Source organism: Lampropedia puyangensis (genome assembly GCF_004833285.1).
In the GTDB taxonomy this organism is placed as follows: domain Bacteria; phylum Pseudomonadota; class Gammaproteobacteria; order Burkholderiales; family Burkholderiaceae_C; genus Lampropedia; species Lampropedia puyangensis.
Window position 1 is genome coordinate 683009 of sequence record NZ_STFG01000001.1, and the last position, 22278, is coordinate 705286.

Annotated in this window: 19 protein-coding genes, 1 tRNA gene and 2 pseudogenes; 6 read left to right on the forward strand and 16 right to left on the reverse strand. The window is 52.3% G+C overall.

Features of this window, described 5'->3' with window-relative positions; genetic code table 11:
* Nucleotides 1-24: 24 nt before the first annotated feature.
* Entirely contained in the window at nucleotides 25-993 is a 969-nt protein-coding gene (locus tag E9531_RS02865) for a LysR family transcriptional regulator (protein ID WP_136572200.1), read from the forward strand.
* Here the strand turns inward: E9531_RS02865 and E9531_RS02870 are convergent.
* The 3 genes from E9531_RS02870 to E9531_RS02880 form a co-directional block, all read right to left on the reverse strand.
* Nucleotides 986-4975, reverse strand: a complete 3990-nt coding sequence (locus tag E9531_RS02870; protein WP_136572201.1) for a non-ribosomal peptide synthetase — start codon at nucleotides 4973-4975, stop codon at nucleotides 986-988. The genes E9531_RS02865 and E9531_RS02870 overlap by 8 nt on opposite strands.
* Nucleotides 4976-5060: 85 nt before the next feature.
* Entirely contained in the window at nucleotides 5061-5312 is a 252-nt protein-coding gene (locus E9531_RS02875; protein ID WP_136572202.1) for a phosphopantetheine-binding protein, read from the reverse strand.
* 228 nt (nucleotides 5313-5540) lie between these two features.
* Complete coding sequence (locus E9531_RS02880) at nucleotides 5541-6215, reverse strand: CDP-alcohol phosphatidyltransferase family protein (RefSeq protein ID WP_211343349.1); 675 nt, start codon at nucleotides 6213-6215, stop codon at nucleotides 5541-5543.
* Between the two features lie 129 nt (nucleotides 6216-6344).
* On the opposite strand from E9531_RS02880, the gene E9531_RS02885 reads away from it, so the two are divergent.
* Nucleotides 6345-6821, forward strand: coding sequence for a flavodoxin domain-containing protein (locus tag E9531_RS02885; protein ID WP_136572203.1), 477 nt, complete (start codon nucleotides 6345-6347; stop codon nucleotides 6819-6821).
* Between the two features lie 8 nt (nucleotides 6822-6829).
* Here E9531_RS02885 and E9531_RS02890 read toward each other — a convergent pair whose 3' ends face one another.
* The 5 genes and pseudogenes from E9531_RS02890 to E9531_RS02910 form a co-directional block, all read right to left on the reverse strand.
* A complete protein-coding gene (locus E9531_RS02890; RefSeq protein WP_136572204.1) occupies nucleotides 6830-7378 on the reverse strand; it encodes an NUDIX hydrolase in 549 nt (182 codons plus the stop codon).
* Between the two features lie 174 nt (nucleotides 7379-7552).
* Nucleotides 7553-9059 (reverse strand): annotated as a pseudogene (gene glpK, locus E9531_RS02895) (glycerol kinase GlpK).
* Nucleotides 9060-9101: 42 nt separating this feature from the next.
* The gene (locus E9531_RS02900) at nucleotides 9102-9527 is read right to left on the reverse strand and encodes a CreA family protein (protein WP_136572270.1); all 426 of its coding nucleotides are present in this window, start codon (nucleotides 9525-9527) and stop codon (nucleotides 9102-9104) included.
* Nucleotides 9528-9996: 469 nt separating this feature from the next.
* The gene (locus tag E9531_RS02905) at nucleotides 9997-11172 is read right to left on the reverse strand and encodes an acetyl-CoA C-acyltransferase (protein WP_136572205.1); all 1176 of its coding nucleotides are present in this window, start codon (nucleotides 11170-11172) and stop codon (nucleotides 9997-9999) included.
* A gap of 69 nt (nucleotides 11173-11241) precedes the next feature.
* Nucleotides 11242-13341: a 3-hydroxyacyl-CoA dehydrogenase NAD-binding domain-containing protein gene (locus E9531_RS02910; RefSeq protein ID WP_136572206.1), complete on the reverse strand. Its 2100-nt coding sequence runs from the start codon at nucleotides 13339-13341 to the stop codon at nucleotides 11242-11244.
* Between the two features lie 261 nt (nucleotides 13342-13602).
* Here E9531_RS02910 and E9531_RS02915 point away from each other — a divergent pair, with 261 nt between their 5' ends.
* The gene (locus E9531_RS02915; RefSeq protein ID WP_136572207.1) at nucleotides 13603-13998 is read left to right on the forward strand and encodes a hypothetical protein; all 396 of its coding nucleotides are present in this window, start codon (nucleotides 13603-13605) and stop codon (nucleotides 13996-13998) included.
* A gap of 95 nt (nucleotides 13999-14093) precedes the next feature.
* Entirely contained in the window at nucleotides 14094-15074 is a 981-nt protein-coding gene (locus E9531_RS02920) for an alpha/beta fold hydrolase (RefSeq protein WP_158291707.1), read from the forward strand.
* Between the two features lie 334 nt (nucleotides 15075-15408).
* On the opposite strand, the pseudogene E9531_RS02925 reads toward E9531_RS02920, so the two are convergent.
* Nucleotides 15409-15723 (reverse strand): annotated as a pseudogene (locus E9531_RS02925) (cell division protein ZapA); the annotation flags it as partial.
* Nucleotides 15720-15947 (reverse strand): DUF904 domain-containing protein, encoded by a 228-nt coding sequence (locus E9531_RS02930; protein WP_136572210.1) that lies wholly within the window; start codon nucleotides 15945-15947, stop codon nucleotides 15720-15722. The gene E9531_RS02930 and the pseudogene E9531_RS02925, both read right to left, overlap by 4 nt.
* Nucleotides 15948-16350: 403 nt before the next feature.
* Between E9531_RS02930 and sbcB the strand changes: the two genes are divergently transcribed.
* Nucleotides 16351-17796: an exodeoxyribonuclease I gene (gene sbcB / locus E9531_RS02935; RefSeq protein ID WP_136572211.1), complete on the forward strand. Its 1446-nt coding sequence runs from the start codon at nucleotides 16351-16353 to the stop codon at nucleotides 17794-17796.
* 153 nt (nucleotides 17797-17949) lie between these two features.
* Here sbcB and E9531_RS02940 read toward each other — a convergent pair.
* From E9531_RS02940 to E9531_RS02965, 6 genes are all read right to left on the reverse strand, one after another.
* Nucleotides 17950-18025: transfer RNA gene (locus E9531_RS02940), tRNA-Val, on the reverse strand.
* A 13-nt stretch (nucleotides 18026-18038) separates the two neighbouring features.
* Nucleotides 18039-18311: an HU family DNA-binding protein gene (locus tag E9531_RS02945; RefSeq protein ID WP_136572212.1), complete on the reverse strand. Its 273-nt coding sequence runs from the start codon at nucleotides 18309-18311 to the stop codon at nucleotides 18039-18041.
* Nucleotides 18312-18494: 183 nt separating this feature from the next.
* A complete protein-coding gene (gene pgsA / locus E9531_RS02950) occupies nucleotides 18495-19064 on the reverse strand; it encodes a CDP-diacylglycerol--glycerol-3-phosphate 3-phosphatidyltransferase (protein ID WP_136572213.1) in 570 nt (189 codons plus the stop codon).
* A 225-nt stretch (nucleotides 19065-19289) separates the two neighbouring features.
* On the reverse strand, nucleotides 19290-20069 hold the full coding sequence (locus E9531_RS02955) for an SURF1 family protein (RefSeq protein ID WP_136572214.1): 780 nt from the start codon (nucleotides 20067-20069) through the stop codon (nucleotides 19290-19292).
* Between the two features lie 53 nt (nucleotides 20070-20122).
* Entirely contained in the window at nucleotides 20123-20899 is a 777-nt protein-coding gene (locus E9531_RS02960) for a glycosyltransferase (RefSeq protein ID WP_136572215.1), read from the reverse strand.
* A 104-nt stretch (nucleotides 20900-21003) separates the two neighbouring features.
* Entirely contained in the window at nucleotides 21004-21471 is a 468-nt protein-coding gene (locus tag E9531_RS02965) for a YhbY family RNA-binding protein (RefSeq protein WP_136572216.1), read from the reverse strand.
* 91 nt (nucleotides 21472-21562) lie between these two features.
* Between E9531_RS02965 and E9531_RS02970 the strand changes: the two genes are divergently transcribed.
* Complete coding sequence (locus tag E9531_RS02970; protein ID WP_136572217.1) at nucleotides 21563-22231, forward strand: RlmE family RNA methyltransferase; 669 nt, start codon at nucleotides 21563-21565, stop codon at nucleotides 22229-22231.
* Nucleotides 22232-22278 lie beyond the last annotated feature (47 nt).

A 22278-nucleotide genomic window follows, 5' to 3' on the forward strand; every position in this document is an offset into this window, starting at 1 on the left:
ATATTTATCTTATATTTATAGGTTATGGCTATAAATATTAAATACCGAGCTTTAAAGGCATTTTTGTTGGTGGCGCAAACACGTTCCTTTACGTATGCCGCTAACGATCTGGGGGTGACACAGCCCTCCTTGACAGCGTTGATTCATGATCTAGAGGAAACTGTTGGCATGCGTTTGTTTGAGCGCTCGACGCGACATGTGGAACTTACTGAGGCTGGTGGCGAGTTTCTTTCGCGCATCATGCGACCATTGGGCGATATTGAAGATGCCTATGCCAGTGCTGTGACTCACGCAAAAGGGGAAATCGGTTCGATCTCTATCGGCAGCCTACCTTCTGCCGCCATGGGCATGTTGCCAATTGCAATGGCTCAGCTCAGGCGCTCACACCCTGCATTGCGTACAAAAATCATTGAAATGCACAATGACCAGCTGCTGGAAATGATTCGAAGCAATCAAATTGAATGTGCGATCGGAGCTATGACCGAATCCACTCAGGATTTGGATTTTGAGCCTTTGATAGGAGATGCTTTTTATTTGATCGTATATCCCAGTCACGCCTTTGAGAGTCGTCAGCGCCTGTATTGGCGCAATATTCAAAAGAAAGAGTTGATTGTTTTGGCACAAGGATCGAATGCACGGGCGCAGATCGAGCGTGAGTTGCCGGATCTTGATGGTGAGGAAAAGAATGAGCCACAGTACGATGTCACACACATCGTCACTGCGCTAAACCTAGTGCGTCAACAAGTGGGGGTAACTGTTGTACCTGGACTCTCTATGCTGGGCTTGCACTTGAATGGGTTGCACATCAAACGATTGCAAGACGCCAATGCGCAACGACGTATTGGCATCATTAAGCGTAAAGGCAAATTTCTTAGCCCAGCCACCACCATGTTACTCAATACTTTGCGCAGCATTGCTCCTTCGGTTGAGAAGAAGTTAGAGTCGCTTAATGTAAGGACGGATGTAGACAGAGCAAAGCGGAGTTTCAGCTAGAAAACAGTTCTGGCGCAATAGCGCGTGTTGCAGCCAGTCCTGTCATTTCTGAATGTAGGAATGGGACTTCCAAAGTACGCAATTGGCTGGCGTAGGTATTCCACAAACTGGCTTGGAGTTGCGGTTTATTGGCGTGGTCTTTGCCTGCGCGGATGTGGGTGAGAACGCCGTTGTAGTAGCGGTGCTGGTGTTCTCGGATAAGGCGGTTGGTGTCGGTCACCACGCGGATCACGCCTGCCAAGGCTTCATCGGGCAATTGTCCTAATGCGGTGTCGCCCTGTTTCAGAAAGGCAATCACTTTGTCTTGGGTGTCCAGTTCTGGGTGGCCTTCAGGGTCATAGCCTGCAATCGCCAGCAGTGCGCGCAGGGCTTGCAAAGGGGATGGCTCAGGTTCGGCGCGCCAGACATCTGCAGGATAGGCATCGAGCATGGCAACCAAGCCCAGCGTTTTGCCCATGTTTTGCAAATGCACGGCAGTGGCCTGCGCAATGATGCCCCCGACGGACCAACCCAACAGATGGATAGGGCCATCGGGTTGGATTTGCAGCAGACGTTGGGCGTACTGCGCTGCCAGTGCATCAATGCTTTCAGGCAATGGTGTTTGTGGGTTCAGCGCTGGAGACTGCAGACCATACACCGCGCGTGGCACGCTGTGTTCGGACATGAAGTCAACATCTTTGGGGTGCGAGATAGCGCGGGCCAAGTGGCGATAGCCCCAGCTGATCCCACCTGCGGGGTGAATCACAAACAAGGGTGCATGGTCACTCAATATTGCCGAGCCATCTGCCATAGCGGCTGCGCTGGCCAATTGAATGACTGGGGCCAAGCCACTGTCGAAGCTGACTTTTTCGTCATCGATCAATGCAGCCAAGCCGCTGATGCTGGGTTGAGCGAACAAGGCGCCTAAGCCAGGGTTGCGCTGCCACTGTTCCTGTACCAATAGCAGCAGTTGCACAGCGCCAAGAGAGTCGCCTCCCAGGCTGAAGAAATCGCTGTCGGCATCTATTTTCTCTAATGGGACTTCCAATAATTGTGCAAATAGTGCGGCCAGCTTTTGTTCTGTGGCTGTTTGCACGGCTCGGCCGTTGCTGCTGCCAAAATCAGGTGCGGGCAGGGCTTTGCGGTCGAGTTTGCCGTTGCTGGTTACGGGCCAATCGTGCATTTGCACGATGGCAGCAGGCACCATGTAATCGGGTACTTGGCTGGCAATGAAGCGTTTGAGTTGCGCGTGATCGAGTACTTCAGAGGCTTGCACATAGGCTACGAGTTTTTTGTCACCCACGCGATCTTCGCGGACGATGACATTGCCGCGGCAGATCATGCCGCTGGCTTGCATGGCCGCGTCAATTTCACCCAGTTCGATGCGCAAACCCCGCAGTTTGACTTGGTGGTCACTGCGACCGATGTACTCCAAGGCGCCATCGGTACGCCAGCGAGCCAAGTCCCCAGTTTTGTACATGCGTTCACCAGAATGGAAGGGGTCTGGCACAAAGCTGGCACGGGTCAGGTCATCACGGCCTAGATATCCGCGTGCCAATTGCACTCCGGCCAGATACAAGTCACCGGCCACACCTGCTGGCACGGGGTGCAACTGGGCATCGAGAACGTACAGGCGCGTATTCCAGACGGGAAAGCCGATAGGAATAGGGCGTGAATGATCACTCGCACTGGCAGGCCAATAGCTGACATCGACGGCGGCTTCAGTGGGGCCATAGAGGTTATGCAACTGAGCCGTCAAGGTGGCATGGGTGCGGTCGCGCAGATCGGCCGGCAACTCTTCTCCACTGGTGAAGATGCGCTGCATATGGATGCCACGGGCACTGGGTTCGCTCAGGAAAGCAGCCAGCATCGAAGGGACGAAATGGCACGTACTAATGCGCTGTTGGCGGATGATGCGGGCCAACCAGGCAGGGTCGCGATGGGCTTCAGGAGGGGCCACTACAAGCGTGCCACCACATAAAAAAGGTAAAAAGAACTCCCATACAGAAACATCGAACGTGGCGGGTGTTTTCTGCAAAATCCGATCATCCGCACCAAATTTGTAGTGTTGGCGCATCCATTCCAGTCGATTGACGATGGCTTGGTGTTCGACCATGACTCCTTTGGGCTCTCCCGTCGAGCCGGACGTATAAATGACGTAGGCCAAATCGTGCGGTGAAGGCGCCTCCAGTGCACTCATGTCTCCTTCTGCTTGCTCGGGCCATTGCGATGTAGTCAGCAATGGCAACTCTTGCGGCAGCAGGTGGGCATCAGCCGGTTGTACTAAAGCGCACAGAGGTTTGGCCAACCGGACCACGCGCGCCAACCGTTCGGCGGGATGGTGCAAATCAAGCGGCAGGTAAGCGCCACCGGCGCGTTGTACTGCAAGTAATGCAATGACCAGTTCTAAAGAGCGTGGCAGTGCGACAGCCACTAGCGTGTCTTTGCCGACGCCTTGGCGTTGCAGGGCTTGAGCCAATGCGCGCGTGCGCTGTTCCACTTGCGCGTATGTCAGTGTGGTTCCTTCAAATTCCAGCGCAGGCGAATCCGGGGTGTGGCGCATTTGCGCTTCTATCAGGGCGACTAGGGTGGTACTGGGTACAGGGTGCTTTGTCGCATTGACATCAAAGACATAGCGCTGCGCCTCTTCAGGGCTGGCCAGGGTTATGTTGGCCAGCGTGGTGGCCTGCAATGCTTGGCTGATGAAGTGGGGGAGGCGCTGCAAATGGGCTTGTACGCTGTACAGGTCGTACAGGTTGGGGTTGGCTTCGATTTCCAGTTCGAGCGCATTGTGGCCGTCGCCTCTGAAGCCAATGGTGATGTCGTCAATCGGGCCTGTACCCAAAATCTCCAGTTGGGCATGTAAGCCGGTTAAGTGAATGGGCTGGTAAAACGGTTGCACATTGATCAGCGCACCGTACAGGCGACGATTGCCACCCAGCAAGCCCAGATCGCGGCGCAACTGTTCGCTGCGGTAACGCCCATGGCGGCGTGCACGAACCTGTTCTCGTGCCATGGTCTCCAAGAAGTCTGAAAGGCTTTGTTGGCTGTTGGCAGCGACGCGAAGTGGCAGCACGTTCATGACCATGGCAGGTACGCGGGCGCTGGCGCTGCCCAGACGCCCCATAAAGGGAATGCCGACTACGGTCTCTTCTGCAGCAGCCATGCGTTGGCAGTACAGCGCAGTAATGGCCGTGAGTACATCGGGCCATGGGATACCTGCCTTGTTTGCAAAGTCCAGCAGGGTCTTGCGCCAATGGGCACTCAATGGCGTGCGCAGGTGGTGGCAGGTATGCGCAGCCTGTGCTTTGGCACTTTGGTTGCCCGCCATGCCTGCCACTTCTGGGATGGGGTGTAGCTGCGCTTGCCAATAGGCAGCGTCTTTGCTGCGTTTGTCCGCATTCCGGTAGGTATCCGCTTCCGCCATGACAGCCCCAAGCAAGCCGAGTGGTTTGGCGAGCGCCTGTTGGTGTGCTTGTTCGCCTTGTAAGGCTGCGTTGTAGAGTTCAACCACACGGCTTTCCCACAAGGCCATGCCGTAGCCATCGTTGAGCAGGTGGTGCGCGCGTTGGTACCAAACAGCATCGGTATCGGTTAACAGGAACAGGCACTGCTTGGCCAGTTTGTCTTGAGCAGGAAGAAGAGGCTGCACCATGTCAGCATGCATGGCTTGCCGGGCAGCGGTTGCATTGCTGTTGAGGTCCCCGTTGGCGCGCCAGTCCACCAGTTCTAGCCAGGGCGTATGGCTGGGGTCAAGATATTGCTCTGGTGTTTGGCTGGTTTCACGAAAGCGCAGGCGCAGTGACTGCGCTTCTTGCGTGGCTTGGTTCACCGCTTGCGTAAAGGCCTCCAGTGCGATTGCGCCATGCAGCCATAGTGCATGGCCTGTATTGAGGCTCGGATTATCTGGTGCCAGTTGCTGGGCATACCAAAGGCCCGATTGGGCTTCGCTCAAAGGCCAGACAGCTTGAGTGTTGAGAAAAAGGCTGTCTGGTGCATTCATGAGAAACATTACGCAAATGAAAACGGTTAAAAATGGGCAGCTGGGCGTGGAGTAATTGGCCGCACGTTACCTAGGGAGATGCCAATTAAGGGGTGATCTGTTCCAAACGCTTTTGCACCACACTCCACCAGCCTTGCAAGGTGGTGTGTTCTGCAATCTCAGAGAAATCCAAACCAATGCCGGTTTCATTCCAACTTACCAACAGATTCAGTACGCGCATGGAATCCAGCCCGAGATCCATCAGGTTGTCATCGAGTTGAATGTCTTCTGGTTGTTCATGCACCATGCGTGCGATGTCTGCGCGCATGCGTTCAAGGGTGAGTGTGTTCTGGCTCATGGTGGTGAATGCTTGTAAAAGGCTGGTGGCGCAGGCGTAGATGCCATGAATGGGCAATGGCGCTTAGGTGGTAATGCAATGCGCCACACTGAAGTCAAATGTGAAAAGGAGTCAGCACTTAGATTGCTGACCCCATTAAGCGGCTATTTTGCCATAGCCTGAAAATAGAAATCATTATCAACTGATGTAAAGCGCATCTTTACGGAACGGTTTGCTTACATCCGCCGTTCACTGCTGCTTCAATGCTGTCGCGATACCGTTTAAACGCGTCAGGCAGGTGATGAGAGAGCCGGTTGTGATCACGGCGCAAGCCGTCAGCAGGGCGTATTGGGTATGGTTCAGTGGCGCTTCAAGTAAAGCAATAGCACAGGCGGCAGTCATCAGTGCCATGCGGTGTTGTTTTGCCATTGGGCCGCGAAAGCTTTGTGCCAAGCCCAAGGATCCACCCAACACACGTACATAAGCCGTCAGGGCGGCAGCTAAGGCACCCAGCCAACCCAGCCAATCATGGCCCACCGCGTAACCGAGTGCCACAATCAAAATGCTGTCGGCAATGCGATCTGGCACTTCGTTATAAAGCGCACCTGTTGGGGTTTTTTTGCCTCCTTCAATAGCCACCATGCCATCAATGACGTTGCATAGCAGGCGCAATTGAATGCCCAGAATGCAGCCAAGCATGTTCCCGCCAGCAGGCAGCCACAATAAACTTGCTGCGCCTAATGCGGCAAATGCCACGCTGGCCACGGAGATGGCATTGGGTGTGATGCCTGTTTGAGCCAGCTGTTTGCTCAAGCGCTGAATCCAGGGATTTGAACGGGCTTGAATAGGGCGTCGGGCCATTTCCTGTGATTCTGCCGCGGCGTTGCTGGCCTGCGGATTGGGGGCAGAGGGTGGATTTGTCATGCGCAGTCAAAGAAAAGGGTTGACCAACTGGTAAAACCGCTCAAAGCAAAGCGGCACGGCTGATGCTGTCTTTTGGGCAGCGGTCTGGCACCGGTATCATGCCGGCTGGATTGTGCATCAACAAACAGTATGAAACTGAAAATCATTGTCGGAACGGCTAGCGACAACGCGCTTTACGCCGCCCAAGCCATTCAAACCGCGTTGGCTGGTGAATTGAACGCCATTGACGTTGTTTTGGCGAATGCCCATACGACAGGAGAGATTCTGGAGGTCGGCGCTGATGAGGTGGTATTGGTGTGTACCTCCACACACGGTAACGGCGATGTGCCAGAAAACTTGCTGCCTTTGTATGCAGACCTTGATGCGCATCCACGCTATCTTGGGGCGTTGCGTTATGGCGTAATTGCTTTGGGAGACAGCTTTTACGGCGAGACCTTTGCCGCAGGCGGCAAACTTTTTGATGCCCGCCTACAGGATTTAGGCGCACAGCGCATGGGTGACCTGTTCACTATTGATGCCAGCGAAATGCCCGATGCCGAGCCCGAGGCTGTGCAGTGGGCGCAGGTATGGGTTGCGCAATGGCTTAAACCGGGGGGTGATCGCTGACGACCAGGCTAGTCAAGGCGTTCATCGTGCAACGCCCATTGGCCTTGTTTACGATCAGCAAAAAAACGTTCTAAAGTCACACGTGTGGTGTGAAATGCCAGTTCTTCCCAGGGAATTTCGTTTTCTGCATAAAGCTGGGCTTCTTGAGTTTCAGGGCCCGGGTTGACCTCGGGGCTGTGCATTTGTGCCAAATAAAACAAATGCACTTGCCCTACGCGTGGCACGCTGATGATGCTAAAGAGGGCGCCCATGTCTACGCGAATGCCCGCTTCTTCCCAGGTTTCACGTGCAGCACCTTCGGCAGTGGTTTCATCTAACTCCATGAAGCCTGCAGGCAAAGTCCATTTACCCAAGCGAGGCTCAATGTTGCGCTTGCACAGCAACACTTTGTCTTGCCATACAGGGATGGTGCCCACCACGTTCAGCGGGTTGAGGTAATGGATGGTGTGGCAAGAAGGGCATACAGCCCGAATATGTGTGTCACCATCATCAGGAATGCGGTGTTCGACGGCATGCCCGCACAGGCGGCAGAAATTGATGAGGTTGCGAGGCTTCATGAGAGGCGAATATAGCAGTTGTGGTTGCGTTTGGAGACCAATCGACTCGCTTGTAGAAGGCTATGGACTGCGAAAAAACTGGGGCTATGGTGCCTTTTCCATGCAGGAGAATACCTGATTCGCCATGACTGGTAGCTTGGGTTGTGGCCGTTGCTGTGCTTGACTGCCAATCTGCTAAGCAGCCGTGGCTTGTCTGACCGCATGCTCCCATTCCTCCATCAATGCGCTGGCACGTGCACGGCTCATTGTGGGGAAAAACTGCCGCTCTGCTTGCCAAAGGGCTGCGAGCTCGTCTGTATCTGCGTATACATGTGCCTGCAACCCAGCCAACCATGCCGCGCCTAATGCGGTAGTTTCAATCATGCGGGGACGCAGCACTGGAATGCCGAGCAGATCGGCCTGGAATTGCATCAATAGATCATTCACGCAAGCACCGCCATCTACCCGCAATTGCGTGACGGGGGGCGGCGCCAGCTTGCTGGGCATCCAGGCCCATAGCTTGCAGTAGAGCCGTGCTTTGGTAGGCGATACTTTCGAGTGCAGCCCTCGCAATGTGGGCAATGCTTGTGCCTCTGGTTATGCCCGTGATCGTGCCGCGTGCCTGCGGCTGCCAATAGGGCGCACCAAGCCCTGTGAAGGCGGGCACGACGACGACGCCACCGCTATCGGGTACTGATTCGGCCAAATGCTGTACTGCCCCGCTGTTGCTGATCGCGTTCAGGCCATCACGCAGCCATTGCACCACCGCACCTCCAACAAAGACGCTACCTTCTAGTGCGTACTGCGCGCGCGCATTGGGTTGCGCAGAGCTGGTGGTGATCAGACCATGGTGTGACAGATGGCATTGCGCTTCGGTATGCATCAACATGAAGCAACCCGTGCCGTATGTGTTCTTGGTCATGCCGCTGCTAAAACAGGCTTGCCCAAAGAGAGCTGCCTGTTGGTCGCCAGCCACCCCACCAATGGGCAGCGCAGCCCCTAACCATTGGACATCGACGTGACCGAAGTCGGCCGATGAAGGCAGCACTTGCGGCAGCACCGATTCAGGAATGTTCAAAAGTTTGAGTAAATCAGCGTCCCAGACATTGCGCCGGATATCAAACAGCATGGTGCGCGCAGCGTTGCTGACATCGGTGACATGTTTGGCCCCTGCGGTCAGGTTCCAGATCAACCAACTGTCGACCGTGCCAAAGGCCAATTCGCCAGCTTCAGCTTGCGCGCGAGCGCCAGGAACGTGGTCAAGCAACCATTGCAGTTTGGTTGCAGAGAAATAAGCATCGATGCGCAGGCCTGTTTTTTCCTGAATGCGCGCTTCATGCCCGGCTGCACGCAACACGGCACATGCAGGTTCGGCGCGACGATCTTGCCAAACAATGGCGTGGTGCAACGGTTGACCAGTTTTTCGGCTCCACAGTACGGTGGTTTCGCGTTGGTTTGTGATACCTACGGCTTTGATTTGCGCTGCGTGCACACCAGATTGTTTGATGACCTGTTGTGCCGTGGCCAACTGTGTTTGCCAAATGGTGCGGGCATCGTGTTCGACCCAGCCTGGGCTGGGATAAATCTGCGGCAACTCTTGCTGCGCCATGGCATGGATGCGACCTTGGCGGTCAAACAATATGCTGCGCGAGCTCGAAGTGCCTTGATCCAGTGCGAGTAAATAGCTAGCAGACGTGTGCATCAGGCATCCTCAGACGGTGACCGCAAAGTTGCGTGGGAAGGCTCAGTCTTTCAATTGAATAGGTGTTTGCGTGCCAATAGGAACGGCGGTGACGCTGTTTTGCGGCGAGCCGTCAATGAGCCGATCGGAATAGGTCAGGTAAATCAACGTATGGCGCTGCATGTCCACCATGCGCACAACCCGCAGACGTTTAAAGACAAGGGAGATACGTTCGCTAAAGACCTGCTCTTGTTTTGGAATGGGGGCGGAGAATTGAATGGGGCCCACTTGGTGGCAGGAAATCGAAGCTTCAGAGCGATCTTCAGCCAGTCCCAGGCTGCCTTTTACGCCCCCTGTTCTGGCCCGCGAGACATAACAGGTCACGCCTTGTACCGCTGGATCGTCATAAGCTTCAACGATGATGTCGTGGTCGCGGCCAATCAGCTTAAAAGCGGTGTCCACCGTGCCAATCGTTTCACCTTTGGCCATGGCTGTGGATGGCGAGATAGATATGGCCGCAGTGATGCCCACAATCCATGCGCTAAGGCTGGTGCAGGCGATACGCAAGGCGCGCCCGTGGATGGTTTTGTTGGGAGAGCGGTGAATGTGCTGCATCAAGAACTCCTGATAAACCTTTGGTAGATGTAAGCATACATTCTAGGATGCTCCGTATCGGAAGACTGGTGTACTTGGGTTCTACTCTGTTATGGGAAGACGGGGCCGCCTCATTCTTTTTTTGCATCGTGCTGATGCACGAATAGCAGCATGCTTTATCAGTTCGAAATCATGCTGTCGCAATGGCTTATATCAAGCAGTAGTGACTGAGCTTGGGACACCTCTTCGAAATGGAATAGTGGCAATGGAAATGAAGACGGCCTGCAAAGAGTCTTGCAGGCCGCTTGTTGAACTGAACGTGTGCATGGCTGCTGCGCATGCAGATGATGCATTAGATGCGCGATTACAGCACTTCGAAAATGCCCGCTGCGCCCATGCCACCACCAATGCACATCGTTACGCACACTTTTTTAGCGCCGCGGCGCTTGCCTTCAATCAGTGCGTGGCCGGTCAGACGTTGACCAGAAACCCCATAAGGGTGGCCCAGTGCAATCGCACCGCCATTGACGTTCAAGCGGTCATTGGAAATGCCTAGTTTGTCGCGGCAGTAAATTACCTGCACGGCAAAGGCTTCGTTGAGTTCCCACAGATCAATGTCGTCGATGCCAAGCCCCAGCTTTTTCAACACTTTTGGAATGGCAAACACAGGGCCGATGCCCATTTCATCTGGTTCGCAGCCAGCTACGGCAAAACCCAAGAAGCGTCCCAAGGGTTTAAGCCCTTTGCGGCTGGCATAGGCTTCACTGACGATGGCGCAGGCACCTGCTCCATCGGAAAATTGGCTTGCGTTGCCCGCAGAGATCAAGCCGCCGGGCAAGGCTGAGCGCAGGCCTGCAATACTTTCTTTTGTGGTGCCTTCACGAATGCCTTCGTCTTGCGAGGCCGTGACTTGTTTGGTCATCAGCCCGCGAACCTTGTCAGCCACGCCCATGGTGGTGGTGATGGGAACGATTTCATCAGCAAATTTGCCAGCTTGTTGTGCGGCAAACGCTTTTTGCTGGCTTGCAGCGCCATACTCGTCCATGGCCTCGCGCCCGATGTTGTAGCGTTTAGCTACTTGCTCTGCGGTTTGTAGCATGTTCCAGTAAATTTCTGGTTTCATGGCTTGCAGCTCTGGGTCAACGGCCATGTGCATATTGAGGTTGGCCTGCACGCATGAGATGCTTTCCAGCCCTCCTGCGACCAATACATCGTTTTCGCCTGCGATGATGCGTTGGGACGCCAAGGCAATCGCTTGCAGGCCCGATGAACAAAAGCGGTTGATGGTCATGCCCGAGGTGGTGACAGGCAAGCCTGCACGCGTGGCAATGAGGCGTGCCACGTTGCCGCCTGTCGTGCCTTCTGGCAGGGACATGCCCATGATCACGTCTTCAACTTCTGCGCCTTCGATACCCGCGCGTTCAACGGCATGTTTGACCACATGCCCACCCATGGTGGGGCCGTAGGTCATATTGAGGGCGCCTTTCCAGCTCTTGGTCAGAGGGGTGCGCGCGGTGGATACGATCAATGCGGATGTCATGAATTAAATCCTTTTCTGCGATCGGCCGCAGTCTGTTTTGTTTGTCTGTCGGCCGTGAGTGGGGGTGATTTATTGGAACTGTTTGCCTTCCGCAGCCAATTGCTTGAGCAATGGCGCTGGTTGCCAGAAGTTGGCATCGTCATGCGGATTTTTGGCAAAACGTTTCATTGTTTCCACCACGTTGAAGAGACCAAATTCATTGGCGTAATTCATGGGGCCACCACGGAAGAAGGGGAAGCCATAGCCGTACAGGTAGACGATATCAATATCGCTGGCGCGCTGGGCAAAGCCTTCTTCAAGAATGTGTGCAGCTTCATTGACCAAGGAAAATACCAGTCGTTGGACGATTTCCTCGTCGCTGATTTTTCGCGGTGTGATGCCTGCATCTTTGCGGTATTGCTCAATCATGGTGAGCACTTCTTGATTGACGATTGGCTCGCGTTTGCCTGGTTCGTAGTCATACCAACCCGCACCGGTTTTTTGACCAAAGCGACCCTTCTCGCACAGCAGGTCGGCAGTTTTGCTGTATCGCAAATCTGGTTTCTCTACGGCACGGCGCTTGCGGATAGCCCAACCGATGTCGTTGCCTGCCAAGTCGCCCATGCGGAATGGCCCCATTGCAAAGCCAAATTTCTCGACGGCCTTGTCCACTTGTTGAGGCGTAGCGCCTTCATCAATCAAAAAGCCTGCTTGGCGGCTGTATTGCTCGATCATGCGGTTGCCAATGAACCCGTCGGTGACGCCTGCAACGACGGCCACTTTTTTGATTTTTTTGGCCAATGCCATCACGGTAGCGAGTACGTCTTTAGCCGTTTTTTCGCCCCGCACGACTTCGAGTAGCTTCATCACGTTGGCTGGGCTGAAGAAGTGCATGCCAACCACGTCTTCTGGGCGCTTGGTAAAGGATGCAATCTGGTTCAGATCCAATGTCGATGTATTTGAGGCCAGGATCGCCCCCGGTTTGATGACCGCGTCGAGTTGTTGAAAAACCTGCTCTTTGACGCCCATTTCTTCAAAGACAGCCTCAATCACCAAATCTACATTGCCCAGATCCCCGTACTGCAGGGTGGGTGTCAGCAAAGCCATGCGCTCTTCATATTTCTCTTGTTTGAGCTTGCCTTTTTTGACTTGGGCTTCGTAGTTTTTGCGAATCGTGGCAATACCGCGATCCAAGGCCTCTTGCTTGGTTTCCAGAATCGTCACAGGAATGCCTGCATTGAGAAAATTCATGGAAATTCCGCCGCCCATGGTGCCCGCTCCAATCACTCCCACGGTTTTAATTTCGCGTAACGCAGTGCTGCTTGGCACATCATCGATTTTTGATGCTGCACGTTCAGCGAAGAACAGGTGACGCAGTGCGCGCGATTCAGGCGTCCACATCAAGTTGATGAACAGCTCGCGCTCTTTAGCCAAACCGTCATCGAATTTCAGTTTGGTGGCAGCTTCAACGGCTTCCAGGCATTTGAGTGGGGCCGGAAGATTTTTTGCCATGGCGCCAACAGTGGTGCGGGCAAAGCCAAAATAGGCTTCATTTTGTGGATGCTTGCAAGGCAGATCGCGGACTTTGGGCAAGTCTTTTACGTTGGCCACGGATTTGGCAAAAGCAATGGCTGCCTGCTCAAGCTCCTGTGGGGAGTCGACCAGTTCGTCAAATAGTTTTTGACCTGGTGCGTTAGCCAGCAACTCTGCGGGAACCGTTTCGCCACTGACAATCATGTTCAGGGCAGCTTCAACCCCAATCACACGCGGCAAGCGTTGGGTGCCGCCAGCGCCAGGTAGCAAACCCAGCTTCACTTCAGGTAGAGCTACTTTGGTGCCTGCAGCCACTACACGGTAGTGACAGCCCAATGCCAGCTCCAGCCCTCCGCCCATCACAACGGAGTGAATGGCAGCAACCACTGGCTTATCGGCATTTTCAACGACCGTGATGACCCCATGCAGGTTAGGTTCACGGAATGCAGCGTCTTTGCCAAATTCAGTGATGTCTGCGCCACCACTGAAGGCTTTGCCAGCACCTGTGATAACAATGGCTTTGACTTTCGAGTCGGCAAGGGCTTGTTCAACCCCATCGACAATGCCTTTGCGTGTTGCGAACCCTAAGCCGTTAACAGGCGGGTTATTCAGAGTGATGATGGCTACGTCATCATGCACTTTGTATTCAGCCGTCATGAAGTCTCCTTGGTAGGTGGTTGATTGAAATGGCAAAAAAGAATTTAAATAGAACGACCGTGCTATTTTTGCTTGATTCTATCGGACTTCACTTTGCGCTCACAATCGCAAAGGGGACAGGCGGCACTAGGGCATATACCTACTGCACCATCGGAAATGACGCGTCAACAAAATTCTTAAGCGTCAAAGATCGTAAACACGTTCTTAGACAGTGGGCAAAGCCTCTTGTTGCCCAAAAGATTGTTCATATAAAGTGCTTTGATGTTGAAAAAACTATTGCTTCTTATTTGGACTGTGCAAACAGGCATTTGCTCTGCACAGATATACGAGTGCAAAGACGAAAAGGGTAGTCGTATTTGGACCAATCAAGCTTGCCCAGAAGGTGTTGTGCTTCACCAAGGTGTTGACGCTGATGTGCAGCGTGACGCCGAACGTGCTGATCGAGAGCAACGTGCCCGACGTCAGAAAGAGTCGGCAGATGCAGCCCAGCGATTCAGGCAAAATGCCTATGACAGCCGAGTGCCCGGCAGGGCATCAACCAAAAGTCTTCAGCGCTGTGATGCCACACGCCGTGCGCTGCGCATTGAGCGTGCGAAAACCCATTCGGATGGCGAGCGAATTCGCCAGCTTTCACGCGATGAAAGCAAGTACTGCTGAGCGGTTTACATTTCAGTTTCGATCGCCATGACGGCTTTGGCATGCAAGCCTCATTGGCGACAGCTCTTCTGCACTATTGCCCGCTATGCTGGGCTATGCATTCAGAATTGACGTTTCCTTATCCTGAGATGCCAGCCGCGCAAGCTATTGTGAGCAATGGCATGGTGTTCTCAACACATTGCGCCGGTAGTGGTTTGCCTGTATTGCTGCTGCATGGTTTTCCAGAATTGGCCTACTCATGGCGACACCAAATTCAACCGTTGGTAGATGCCGGCTGCCAAGTGATCGTGCCCGATCTGCGAGGCTATGGGCATACCGGTTTGCATGGCTCGCTCAGCGATTACCGGATGCACAACCTTGCCTGTGACGTAGTGGGCTTGCTCGATGCTCTTGGTATCGCCCAATGTGTTGTGATTGGCCATGATTTTGGCGGTGCGTTGGCTTGGACATTGGCGAGAGACCATGCCAAGCGGTTTCTCGGCGTCGTCGCGCTCAATACGCCTTACACACGCCGTACGGAAGACCATTTGATTGACACCCTACGCAAATACCGTGGGGAAAGTAATTACATGGTGTATTTCCAAAAGCCGGGGCAGGGGGAGGCTTTGTTGGAGGCGAATGTGTATGCCACGTTTGCGGGCATGATGTGCCGCCCTAATGCGTTGATGCGTGATTTCAGCCAAGCTCCTGAAGCGCTACAAAGCTTACCTGCCAGCTTGCTTGGGCAAGATAAACGTATTCAAGGCGTTTCTTTCCTGACTGAGCAAGAGTTGAGCGTTTATGTCAAAACTTACGAGAAAACGGGTTTTACTGGTGGCTTGAATTGGTACCGAAACCTGGCTCGTAATTGGCAGGATACCCAAGGGGTTGCAGATCGCGTCGAGTTGCCTGCATTGATGGTTTGTGCTGAGCACGACATTTTTTTACCACCAGCGACAGCGGAGGGAATAGAGCGTTATGTGCCTTTGATCCAGCGCGCGTTGATTCGCGATTGCGGACACTGGACGCAGCAAGAGCGGCCCGAGGAAGTTAACGCTTTGATCATCACTTGGTTGCGTGAGCGGCTTTGGTTGTGATCGATGTTGCTGTCCTAACCTAGGCTCTATCTGACAAACAACAGGGTTTAAGCATCCATGTTTGAGAGTTGTAGGACTGCACGTCCTCTGTCTACATTGTCCGATCTAGCTGCTTTTCAAGCGCGATGTGTTTGATTCCATCGGCATCTGCCAAGGGGTATATTCAGAAAAAACCTGGTTGCTGCACCTGCGGCGCGGCTTGGGCTTGATCAGGAGGTGCGTCATTCACAGAAACCGCATCCTGCATAACCGCATCGGTAAAAAAATCATCCGTATCTTGCTCTTGCCCAGTGTGCTCTTGTAGAGCATCTGAAAGTTTGGCAACTAATGTTTGCAATGCTACGGTTTGCGCAGCCAATTGTTCCTGCATATCTGTGTCTTGTGCATGGGATGCGGTTGGTTCGTCAGGAACTGCGGGCAACTGCGATTGCAACTGTTCATGAGCTTGCCTCAAATCGCCTAATTCGTAGGCTAAGTTCAAGGCTGCCAGAACTGCGATGCGTTCGCGGGCGCGAACTTTACCTGCATCATGAATGCGGGTCATTGCGTCATCAACCAAACGGACTGCATCAGACAGACGCGTCTCTTGCCCTTCTTTGCAAGCAAGCAAGTAGCTTTGCTGCAAAATTTTTACTTCTACTTGCTTCATGGCTTGCCTTCCAAGGCGTTCTGTAAGTCAGGCAAACGCTCCAGCAGCGCATCGACGCGATCACGTGCGGTATGAAGCCGCTGAACCAAGCCGTCACGCTCTTGGGTCAATAGCTGAACTTGTTGTGCAAGCTGCGCATGGCCTTGTTCTGCAGTGCGCAGGCGCTCAAGCAGTTGATCAATTTGGAGTGACAGAGTTTCTGTCAATGAGTTGGGCGTTTGCATAGCTTTAAATTGTATGCGCACTGTATGTGTATGGGTGTGTGTTCTTTACACAATGGGGGTTTCTTGCTTTTTGTTTGAGAAGGTGCGTGAGGCCTAGATGGTGGATCAGTGATGCATGTACCTAAAGGATTGCGCCTAGCTTGGTGCGGTGGAAGGGCAAATCAGTCGCAGAATTTTTCTTCAACGACTTATGGGCCGTGTTGGAGCCTTGCTCGTGGTGTGTTCTTGCGAGCGTATCTCTGATACATGTTTGAGGTGAGTAAACAGTGCGAGGGCGGCAATAATGCGCATAGTGACCTTGTCTTGAAAGCTGACGTGTAGAGCGCCGCATATGCGATCACTACCGATTGATTTCAGCTTGGCAAATCTTTTTTTCAATATCTACAAGCGATACGAGTGAGCAATGCAAACCTTTTTATGGCATGACTATGAGACTTTTGGTGCTAATCCCAAAAAGGATCGACCCGCGCAATTTGCAGCTATTCGCACAGATATGGAGCTCAATGAGGTGCAAGAGCCGATGGAGTGGTTTTGCAAACCACCTTTGGACTATTTGCCAGATGCGCAGGCATGTTTGATTACGGGGATTACCCCGCAACAGGCCATGCAAAAAGGAGAAATGGAGCACGTGTTTGCTGATCGAATTCAACAGGCATTCTCTCAGCCCGAGACGGTTGGTGTTGGATACAACACGATTCGTTTTGACGATGAATTCACGCGCTTTTTGTTATGGCGTAATTTGTTGGATCCCTATGCGCGGGAGTGGCGTGATGGCAACAGCCGTTGGGATCTACTCGACGTGGTTCGCATGACTTATGCGTTGCGACCAGAAGGCGTGAATTGGCCTGTGGGAGAGGACGGAAAAACGAGCTTTAAACTTGAGTTGCTTTCTGCCTCGAACGGTTTGTTGCATGAAGCGGCCCATGATGCGGTATCTGATGTGCGTGCAACGATCGCACTGGCACGCCTTATTCGACAAAAGCAGCCTCGCTTATTTGAGTATGCTCTTGCACTACGCGATAAGCGGATGGTTGCGAAAGAGTTGGGATTTCCCGCTGCGCAGAACCAAGTTAAACCCTTTGTGCATATTTCAGGGATGTTTCCTGTTGAGCAGGGGTGCTTGGCAGTCATGTGGCCTTTGGCCAATCATCCAACTAATCGCAATGAAGTGATTGCATGGAATTTGGCAAGCGATCCGCGCGAACTGCTTGACTTGGATGTTCAAACCATTCGCCAGCGCCTTTTCTCTCGGCAGGTTGATTTGCCCGAAGGGATCGTGCGTTTACCCATCAAAAGTATCCATATGAATAAATCACCAATGGTTGTCGGTAATTTAAAAGTATTGACACCGCAGGTACAACAACGCTGGAATATGGATATGGCAACGCTGGAGCAGCACGCATTGTGGGCACAAGCTTTGCCTGATATGAGTGCGATTTGGGCGGAAGTCTTCAGCAGGCAAAAAAACGATCTTGGTGTCGCTGTGATGGCGGAGCAAGATCTGTATGGCGGTTTTGTGTCTGATGCCGATAGAAAACGATTGCTGGAATTGAAAAAAAGGCCCTTGGATCAGTGGTCTGAGTGCAAAGGGCGTTTTGAGGATCCGCGCTTAGATGAATTGGTGTTTTTTTACCGCGCACGCAACCATGTAGAAACACTGAGTGAGCAAGAAATGGCGCAATGGGAGCAGCATCGCAAGCGCGTATTGATTGAGGGGTATGCAGGGGCTCGAACTGCATCGCAATTGATGGCCGAAATTGACGCTTTGTCTGATGATGCGAGCGAGGCGCAGCAGGACATTCTTGGCGCGCTCTATGAGTGGACAGACTACGTTACGCCAGATTGGTAATGCGTCTACGGTACTTTCTCTGTCCGTCTTGTTGGGTTGCCTGTGAATAGGCAATTTTGCCTATTTTGTGGAGCAGGAAAATCTGACTCAACGCCTGTTCAATAGGCGAAAAAAAAGCACTTAAATTAATAAGTGCTTTTTTAAAACGGTGGGTGGTGGGTGCTAACGGGGTCGAACCGCTGACCTACGCCTTGTAAGGGCGCCGCTCTACCAACTGAGCTAAGCACCCCACCGGAAAAACGTTATTTTACAGCATCTTTTAGTGCTTTACCAGCACGAAATTTAGGAACTTTTGCTGCTTTGATCTTAATTTCTGCACCAGTCTGAGGATTGCGTCCTTTTCGGGCTGCTCGTTTAGATACTTCAAACGTGCCAAAACCAACAACGGCAACACTACCGCCTTTTTTCAACGTTGTCTTGATCGCACCAATTGTAGCATCCAATGCACGTGCTGCGGCGGCTTTGGAGATATCTGCGTTAGCTGCGATGTGCTCAACAAGTTCTGTTTTGTTCACGATATGCCTCTTCTCTGATGAAAAAAAGTTCAGGACGCAACGAGAAATGGATCAAAGCTGATTCAACTTCTTTTGTACTGCGGCAACCCGACACATGATTAAAGGATGAAAACCACAAGATGGCGATTAAATAGCGCCCCTCAGCGACTGTCAAGGATTTTAGATCCTTGCCTGCGCTTCATTCTACTGGTGTAAACGTGCCTTGATCGCTAAAGAGGCTTGTTTCATGTAATAAATCATCGACCAGATTGTTAAAACTGCAGCAACCCAAAGGAGGATTTGCCCCACAAAGCGTGTGTGCAACAGTGTTAAGAGAGGGCCATCCAGCAACAAAAAGGGGATGGCAATCATTTGAACTGTGGTTTTTACCTTGCCGATCATATGAACGGCCACACTTTTGGCCGCGCCAATTTGAGCCATCCATTCGCGCAGTGCCGATATGGCAATCTCGCGTCCAATGATGATTAGGGCGACAAATACATCAATTCGCTGAAGGTGTACGAGCAGCAACAGCGCAGCACACACTAAAAATTTATCGGCCACGGGGTCAAGAAACGCGCCGAATGCAGAAGCTTGTCCCAATTTACGCGCCAAATAGCCATCGAGCCAGTCTGTAATGGCAAAAACGATAAATAAGATGGCCGCAATCCAGTTGGCCAAGGCAATCTCAATGGGAAGGTAATAGACCACCACAATCAACGGGATGGCCACAATACGACTGAGTGTTAGCAGCGTCGGAAGATTCAATGGCATGGCGCTTATAGTCGAAGAGGGGTGTCGGAGCGATTGAGGCGTTGAGCGATGCCACAGGCAATTGGCGTTGCATCAGCACTGTGTATTATCCGGTTGTTTTCGATAGGTATCTGCTTGGTACGCGATTCCACTTTGTGGTGGGGCAGCTGTGTGCAAGTCAGTCAAGTGGTTGATTTGCCCCTCTGCATCGAACACGTTTTTTTGCGCATCCTATCGCGTTCCTTGTTACAGCTTCTTTTTCTGATCGAGAAAAAGAATAAAAACCAAGGCTGCAATATTCAGAAGCGCGAGAATGAACCAAGTGATGGCATAGCTGAGGTGGTTATTTCGAAACTGGATTTGTGTCATTCCGCCGCGCGGTTTGGTCTCGGACGTGGAGGATGAGTCGGAATTTGCAAAGGCATCCATGAAGAATGGTGCGGTTGCTTTAACATCAATGTGACGAGCGGCACTCAGTTCTTGCGGCCAGCGACGGTACCAGCGATCCTCTGTGGGAACATTTTTGCGTAGGAAAAGATTCTCCTCTTCAGGGAAGCGCAGAAGCCCAGACACAACTGTGTTTGACAATTCTTGAGTCGGAAGGTTGGATTGTGCCTTTTTCGCTTCAGTGGGGACAAAGCCTTGATTGATCCAGAGAATGGATTCTTTGTTTGTTTCGGCGGTGCTGTTTGGTGCTAGGGCAAATGGGGCCATGACCCAGTATCCTGGCCCTAATTCTGTATTCGCATACACAAGGATTTTTTCTTGTTGCAGCCAGTGCCCTTTAGCTTGAATGGGTAAATACTCAGCATTTTCCCGCTTCCATTTTTGCCATTCGCTTGGGTTAACTATGGGTTGTGGGGTAGCATGTATGCGTGAATCAACAGCAGCGATCAAGTCTCTCTTCCATGCCAGTCGTTGCACTTGCCATGTGCCGAGGCTGCAAAATACGATGGTGTTAATGAGGAAGAAACAAATCAAGCCTAAGCGCTTGGCTGTCAATTTTCCTGTGTTGTTTGTTGGCATGGTATTGATGTGCGGGCTGAAGAGCGAGAGCAAGCCACTATGGGGCGGGGCAGTTACTCATGCCAATGTTGAGTTATCCACGAGGCTGGTCGTATAAAGCGCCAACGCCGGTTGCGCCTTCCTGCCGCAGCGTCTGGTGGGTTGCATTCACCATGAAAAATCACGATGCGCGCACCGTCCGGAATGAAGGGTTCTCTCCAGTAGTTTGTGGGCCATAAGGGGATACCGTGGTATTTGAAACTGGGGCACCACTGCTCAGGCCAATATGCCAATTGCCCTTGTTTGAAAAGAAAGTCAGAAAGGTAGGCCTGCTCATTACGAAATGCTTGCTGAACTTGTGCAACGTGCTGCTGAAAATACTCCAGCACATCTGTGTGCGCGCCGATCTCAAAGCGATAGACGGATGAGTTGCCTGTGATTCGGCGTTTTTTCCATGGGCGCGCATAGTCGTGGATGATCCTAAAGGAGCCTGATTGCGTGAAGAAATCATCTAATGAGCCAACAACAACGACATCCAGATCAAGAAATAAAGCTGTTCCTTCTAGCTGGTATTTGTCTTTCAGATCCTGGGAAAAGGTAGCTAGTTTCTTCCATGCGCGATCTGGTTGATTGGGATAGCGTTGCCAATCCAATTCAGGAATGGGAAAGCATTCGACTTCGCTTCGAATGCCATCGGTGTTGTCAGTGAGGCAGATAAAACGAAAATCCCCGTTCAGATGCCTGCGGGCCATCGCATAGAGACGATTGACGTATTCAGGGCCATATTTGCTGCCCCATTTCATGCACAAAACGTGTCGATTATGGGTGTTCACGGCAGGAGATTGCCCCATGGTGTGTGGCCCTCAAGTTTGACTCATTGGGTAAGGTTGAATGGCTTGCACAGCAGTATTGCTTCGCGCAAAGCCTTCAAATGTTTTGATGCGCAGTGCGTGAATCAATCGAGTGATTTTTTTTTCGCGGAAGTCTGTTTGGGTTTGGATTTTTTGATATTTCCCCCCGCAGTCAAACGCTGATTGCCTAATACACGCAAGGTTTTGATCTCTGGCTTGAGTCCTAGTTTTTTGCTGTGTTTCACGACTTTGACGTCTACTGGTGCCTTGCCATCGCCAGCTGCTTTTGCTTTTGGGGCCTGAGGGCGCCAAATCACCAGCAACTTACCAATATGCTGCACTGCGGCTGCGTTGAGAGACTCGACCAGTGTTTGTAGATAAGACTCACGGGTAGCGCGGTCATCACTGAAAACACGTACTTTGATCAGGCCGTGTGCGTCCAGGGCAGCGGCCACTTCTTTTTCGACAGCGGCAGTTAGTCCGTCTGAACCAATCAGTACAACAGGGTTGAGGTGGTGGGCATCCGCGCGCAAACTGCGGCGTTGCGCTGGGGTCAGGGTCAATGAAGTCATGGCATGATTATCGGCGATGCAAGATGCTGTGACGTGCTTGGAACATCAATTCATGGTTGTTTCAGGTGTATTTCGAAAAGGTTTAAACACAATGGCGACGAAGGGCAAGGGTTCAAAAGTAAATAAAACGTGGTTGTACGACCACCTCAATGACCCTTATGTGAAGTTGGCGCAAAAAGAAGGTTATCGCGCCAGGGCGGTATACAAGCTCAAAGAGATCGATGAAGAGCATCGCTTGCTGGCAAAAGCCCAAGTGATTGTGGATTTAGGGTGCGCGCCTGGTGCCTGGTGCCAATATTTGAGTCGCAAACTGAACTTGACGCTTGAGAGCGAAGGTAATGTTCTGGGGCCTAAAGTAGTTGGCGTTGACTTGTTGCCGATGGAGCCTGTTGCAGGTATTCACTTTATACAGGGTGATTTTCAGGATGATGCCATCTTGGCGCAGCTGGAGAGTGCGGTGGGTGGCAGGCCGGTCGATGCCGTTGTTTCTGATATGGCGCCCAACTTGAGCGGGCATTCCGCTACGGATGGCGCGCGAATTGAAAATCTGATTGAAATGGCCGTAGATTTTGCGCAGCACCATCTCAAGCCTGATGGCGTTATGGTGGCTAAAGTGTTTCATGGCCCTGGGTATGACCATTTGGTCGGCTTATTTCGCGATACCTTCAAGCAAAGCAAGCCGTATAAACCCAAAGCATCACGCAGTCGCTCATCTGAGGTGTTTTTGATTGGGCAAGGCTTGCGAAAATCTGTCTGTTAGGTCGTGACTAACTGTCAATTCCCTGACGATTATTAGGTTTGAATTTG

Excerpts from the sequence above, each read along its gene's own strand:
- E9531_RS02865 (WP_136572200.1), top strand. The coding sequence starts at position 25 with ATGGCTATAAATATTAAATACCGAGCTTTAAAGGCATTTTTGTTGGTG.
- E9531_RS02870 (WP_136572201.1), bottom strand. The coding sequence starts at position 4,975 with ATGAATGCACCAGACAGCCTTTTTCTCAACACTCAAGCTGTCTGGCCT.
- E9531_RS02875 (WP_136572202.1), bottom strand. The coding sequence starts at position 5,312 with ATGAGCCAGAACACACTCACCCTTGAACGCATGCGCGCAGACATCGCA.
- E9531_RS02880 (WP_211343349.1), bottom strand. The coding sequence starts at position 6,215 with ATGACAAATCCACCCTCTGCCCCCAATCCGCAGGCCAGCAACGCCGCG.
- E9531_RS02885 (WP_136572203.1), top strand. The coding sequence starts at position 6,345 with ATGAAACTGAAAATCATTGTCGGAACGGCTAGCGACAACGCGCTTTAC.
- E9531_RS02890 (WP_136572204.1), bottom strand. The coding sequence starts at position 7,378 with ATGAAGCCTCGCAACCTCATCAATTTCTGCCGCCTGTGCGGGCATGCC.
- E9531_RS02900 (WP_136572270.1), bottom strand. The coding sequence starts at position 9,527 with ATGGCCAAAGGTGAAACGATTGGCACGGTGGACACCGCTTTTAAGCTG.
- E9531_RS02905 (WP_136572205.1), bottom strand. The coding sequence starts at position 11,172 with ATGACATCCGCATTGATCGTATCCACCGCGCGCACCCCTCTGACCAAG.
- E9531_RS02910 (WP_136572206.1), bottom strand. The coding sequence starts at position 13,341 with ATGACGGCTGAATACAAAGTGCATGATGACGTAGCCATCATCACTCTG.
- E9531_RS02915 (WP_136572207.1), top strand. The coding sequence starts at position 13,603 with ATGTTGAAAAAACTATTGCTTCTTATTTGGACTGTGCAAACAGGCATT.
- E9531_RS02920 (WP_158291707.1), top strand. The coding sequence starts at position 14,094 with ATGCATTCAGAATTGACGTTTCCTTATCCTGAGATGCCAGCCGCGCAA.
- E9531_RS02930 (WP_136572210.1), bottom strand. The coding sequence starts at position 15,947 with ATGCAAACGCCCAACTCATTGACAGAAACTCTGTCACTCCAAATTGAT.
- sbcB (WP_136572211.1), top strand. The coding sequence starts at position 16,351 with ATGCAAACCTTTTTATGGCATGACTATGAGACTTTTGGTGCTAATCCC.
- pgsA (WP_136572213.1), bottom strand. The coding sequence starts at position 19,064 with ATGCCATTGAATCTTCCGACGCTGCTAACACTCAGTCGTATTGTGGCC.
- E9531_RS02955 (WP_136572214.1), bottom strand. The coding sequence starts at position 20,069 with ATGCCAACAAACAACACAGGAAAATTGACAGCCAAGCGCTTAGGCTTG.
- E9531_RS02960 (WP_136572215.1), bottom strand. The coding sequence starts at position 20,899 with ATGGGGCAATCTCCTGCCGTGAACACCCATAATCGACACGTTTTGTGC.
- E9531_RS02965 (WP_136572216.1), bottom strand. The coding sequence starts at position 21,471 with ATGACTTCATTGACCCTGACCCCAGCGCAACGCCGCAGTTTGCGCGCG.
- E9531_RS02970 (WP_136572217.1), top strand. The coding sequence starts at position 21,563 with ATGGCGACGAAGGGCAAGGGTTCAAAAGTAAATAAAACGTGGTTGTAC.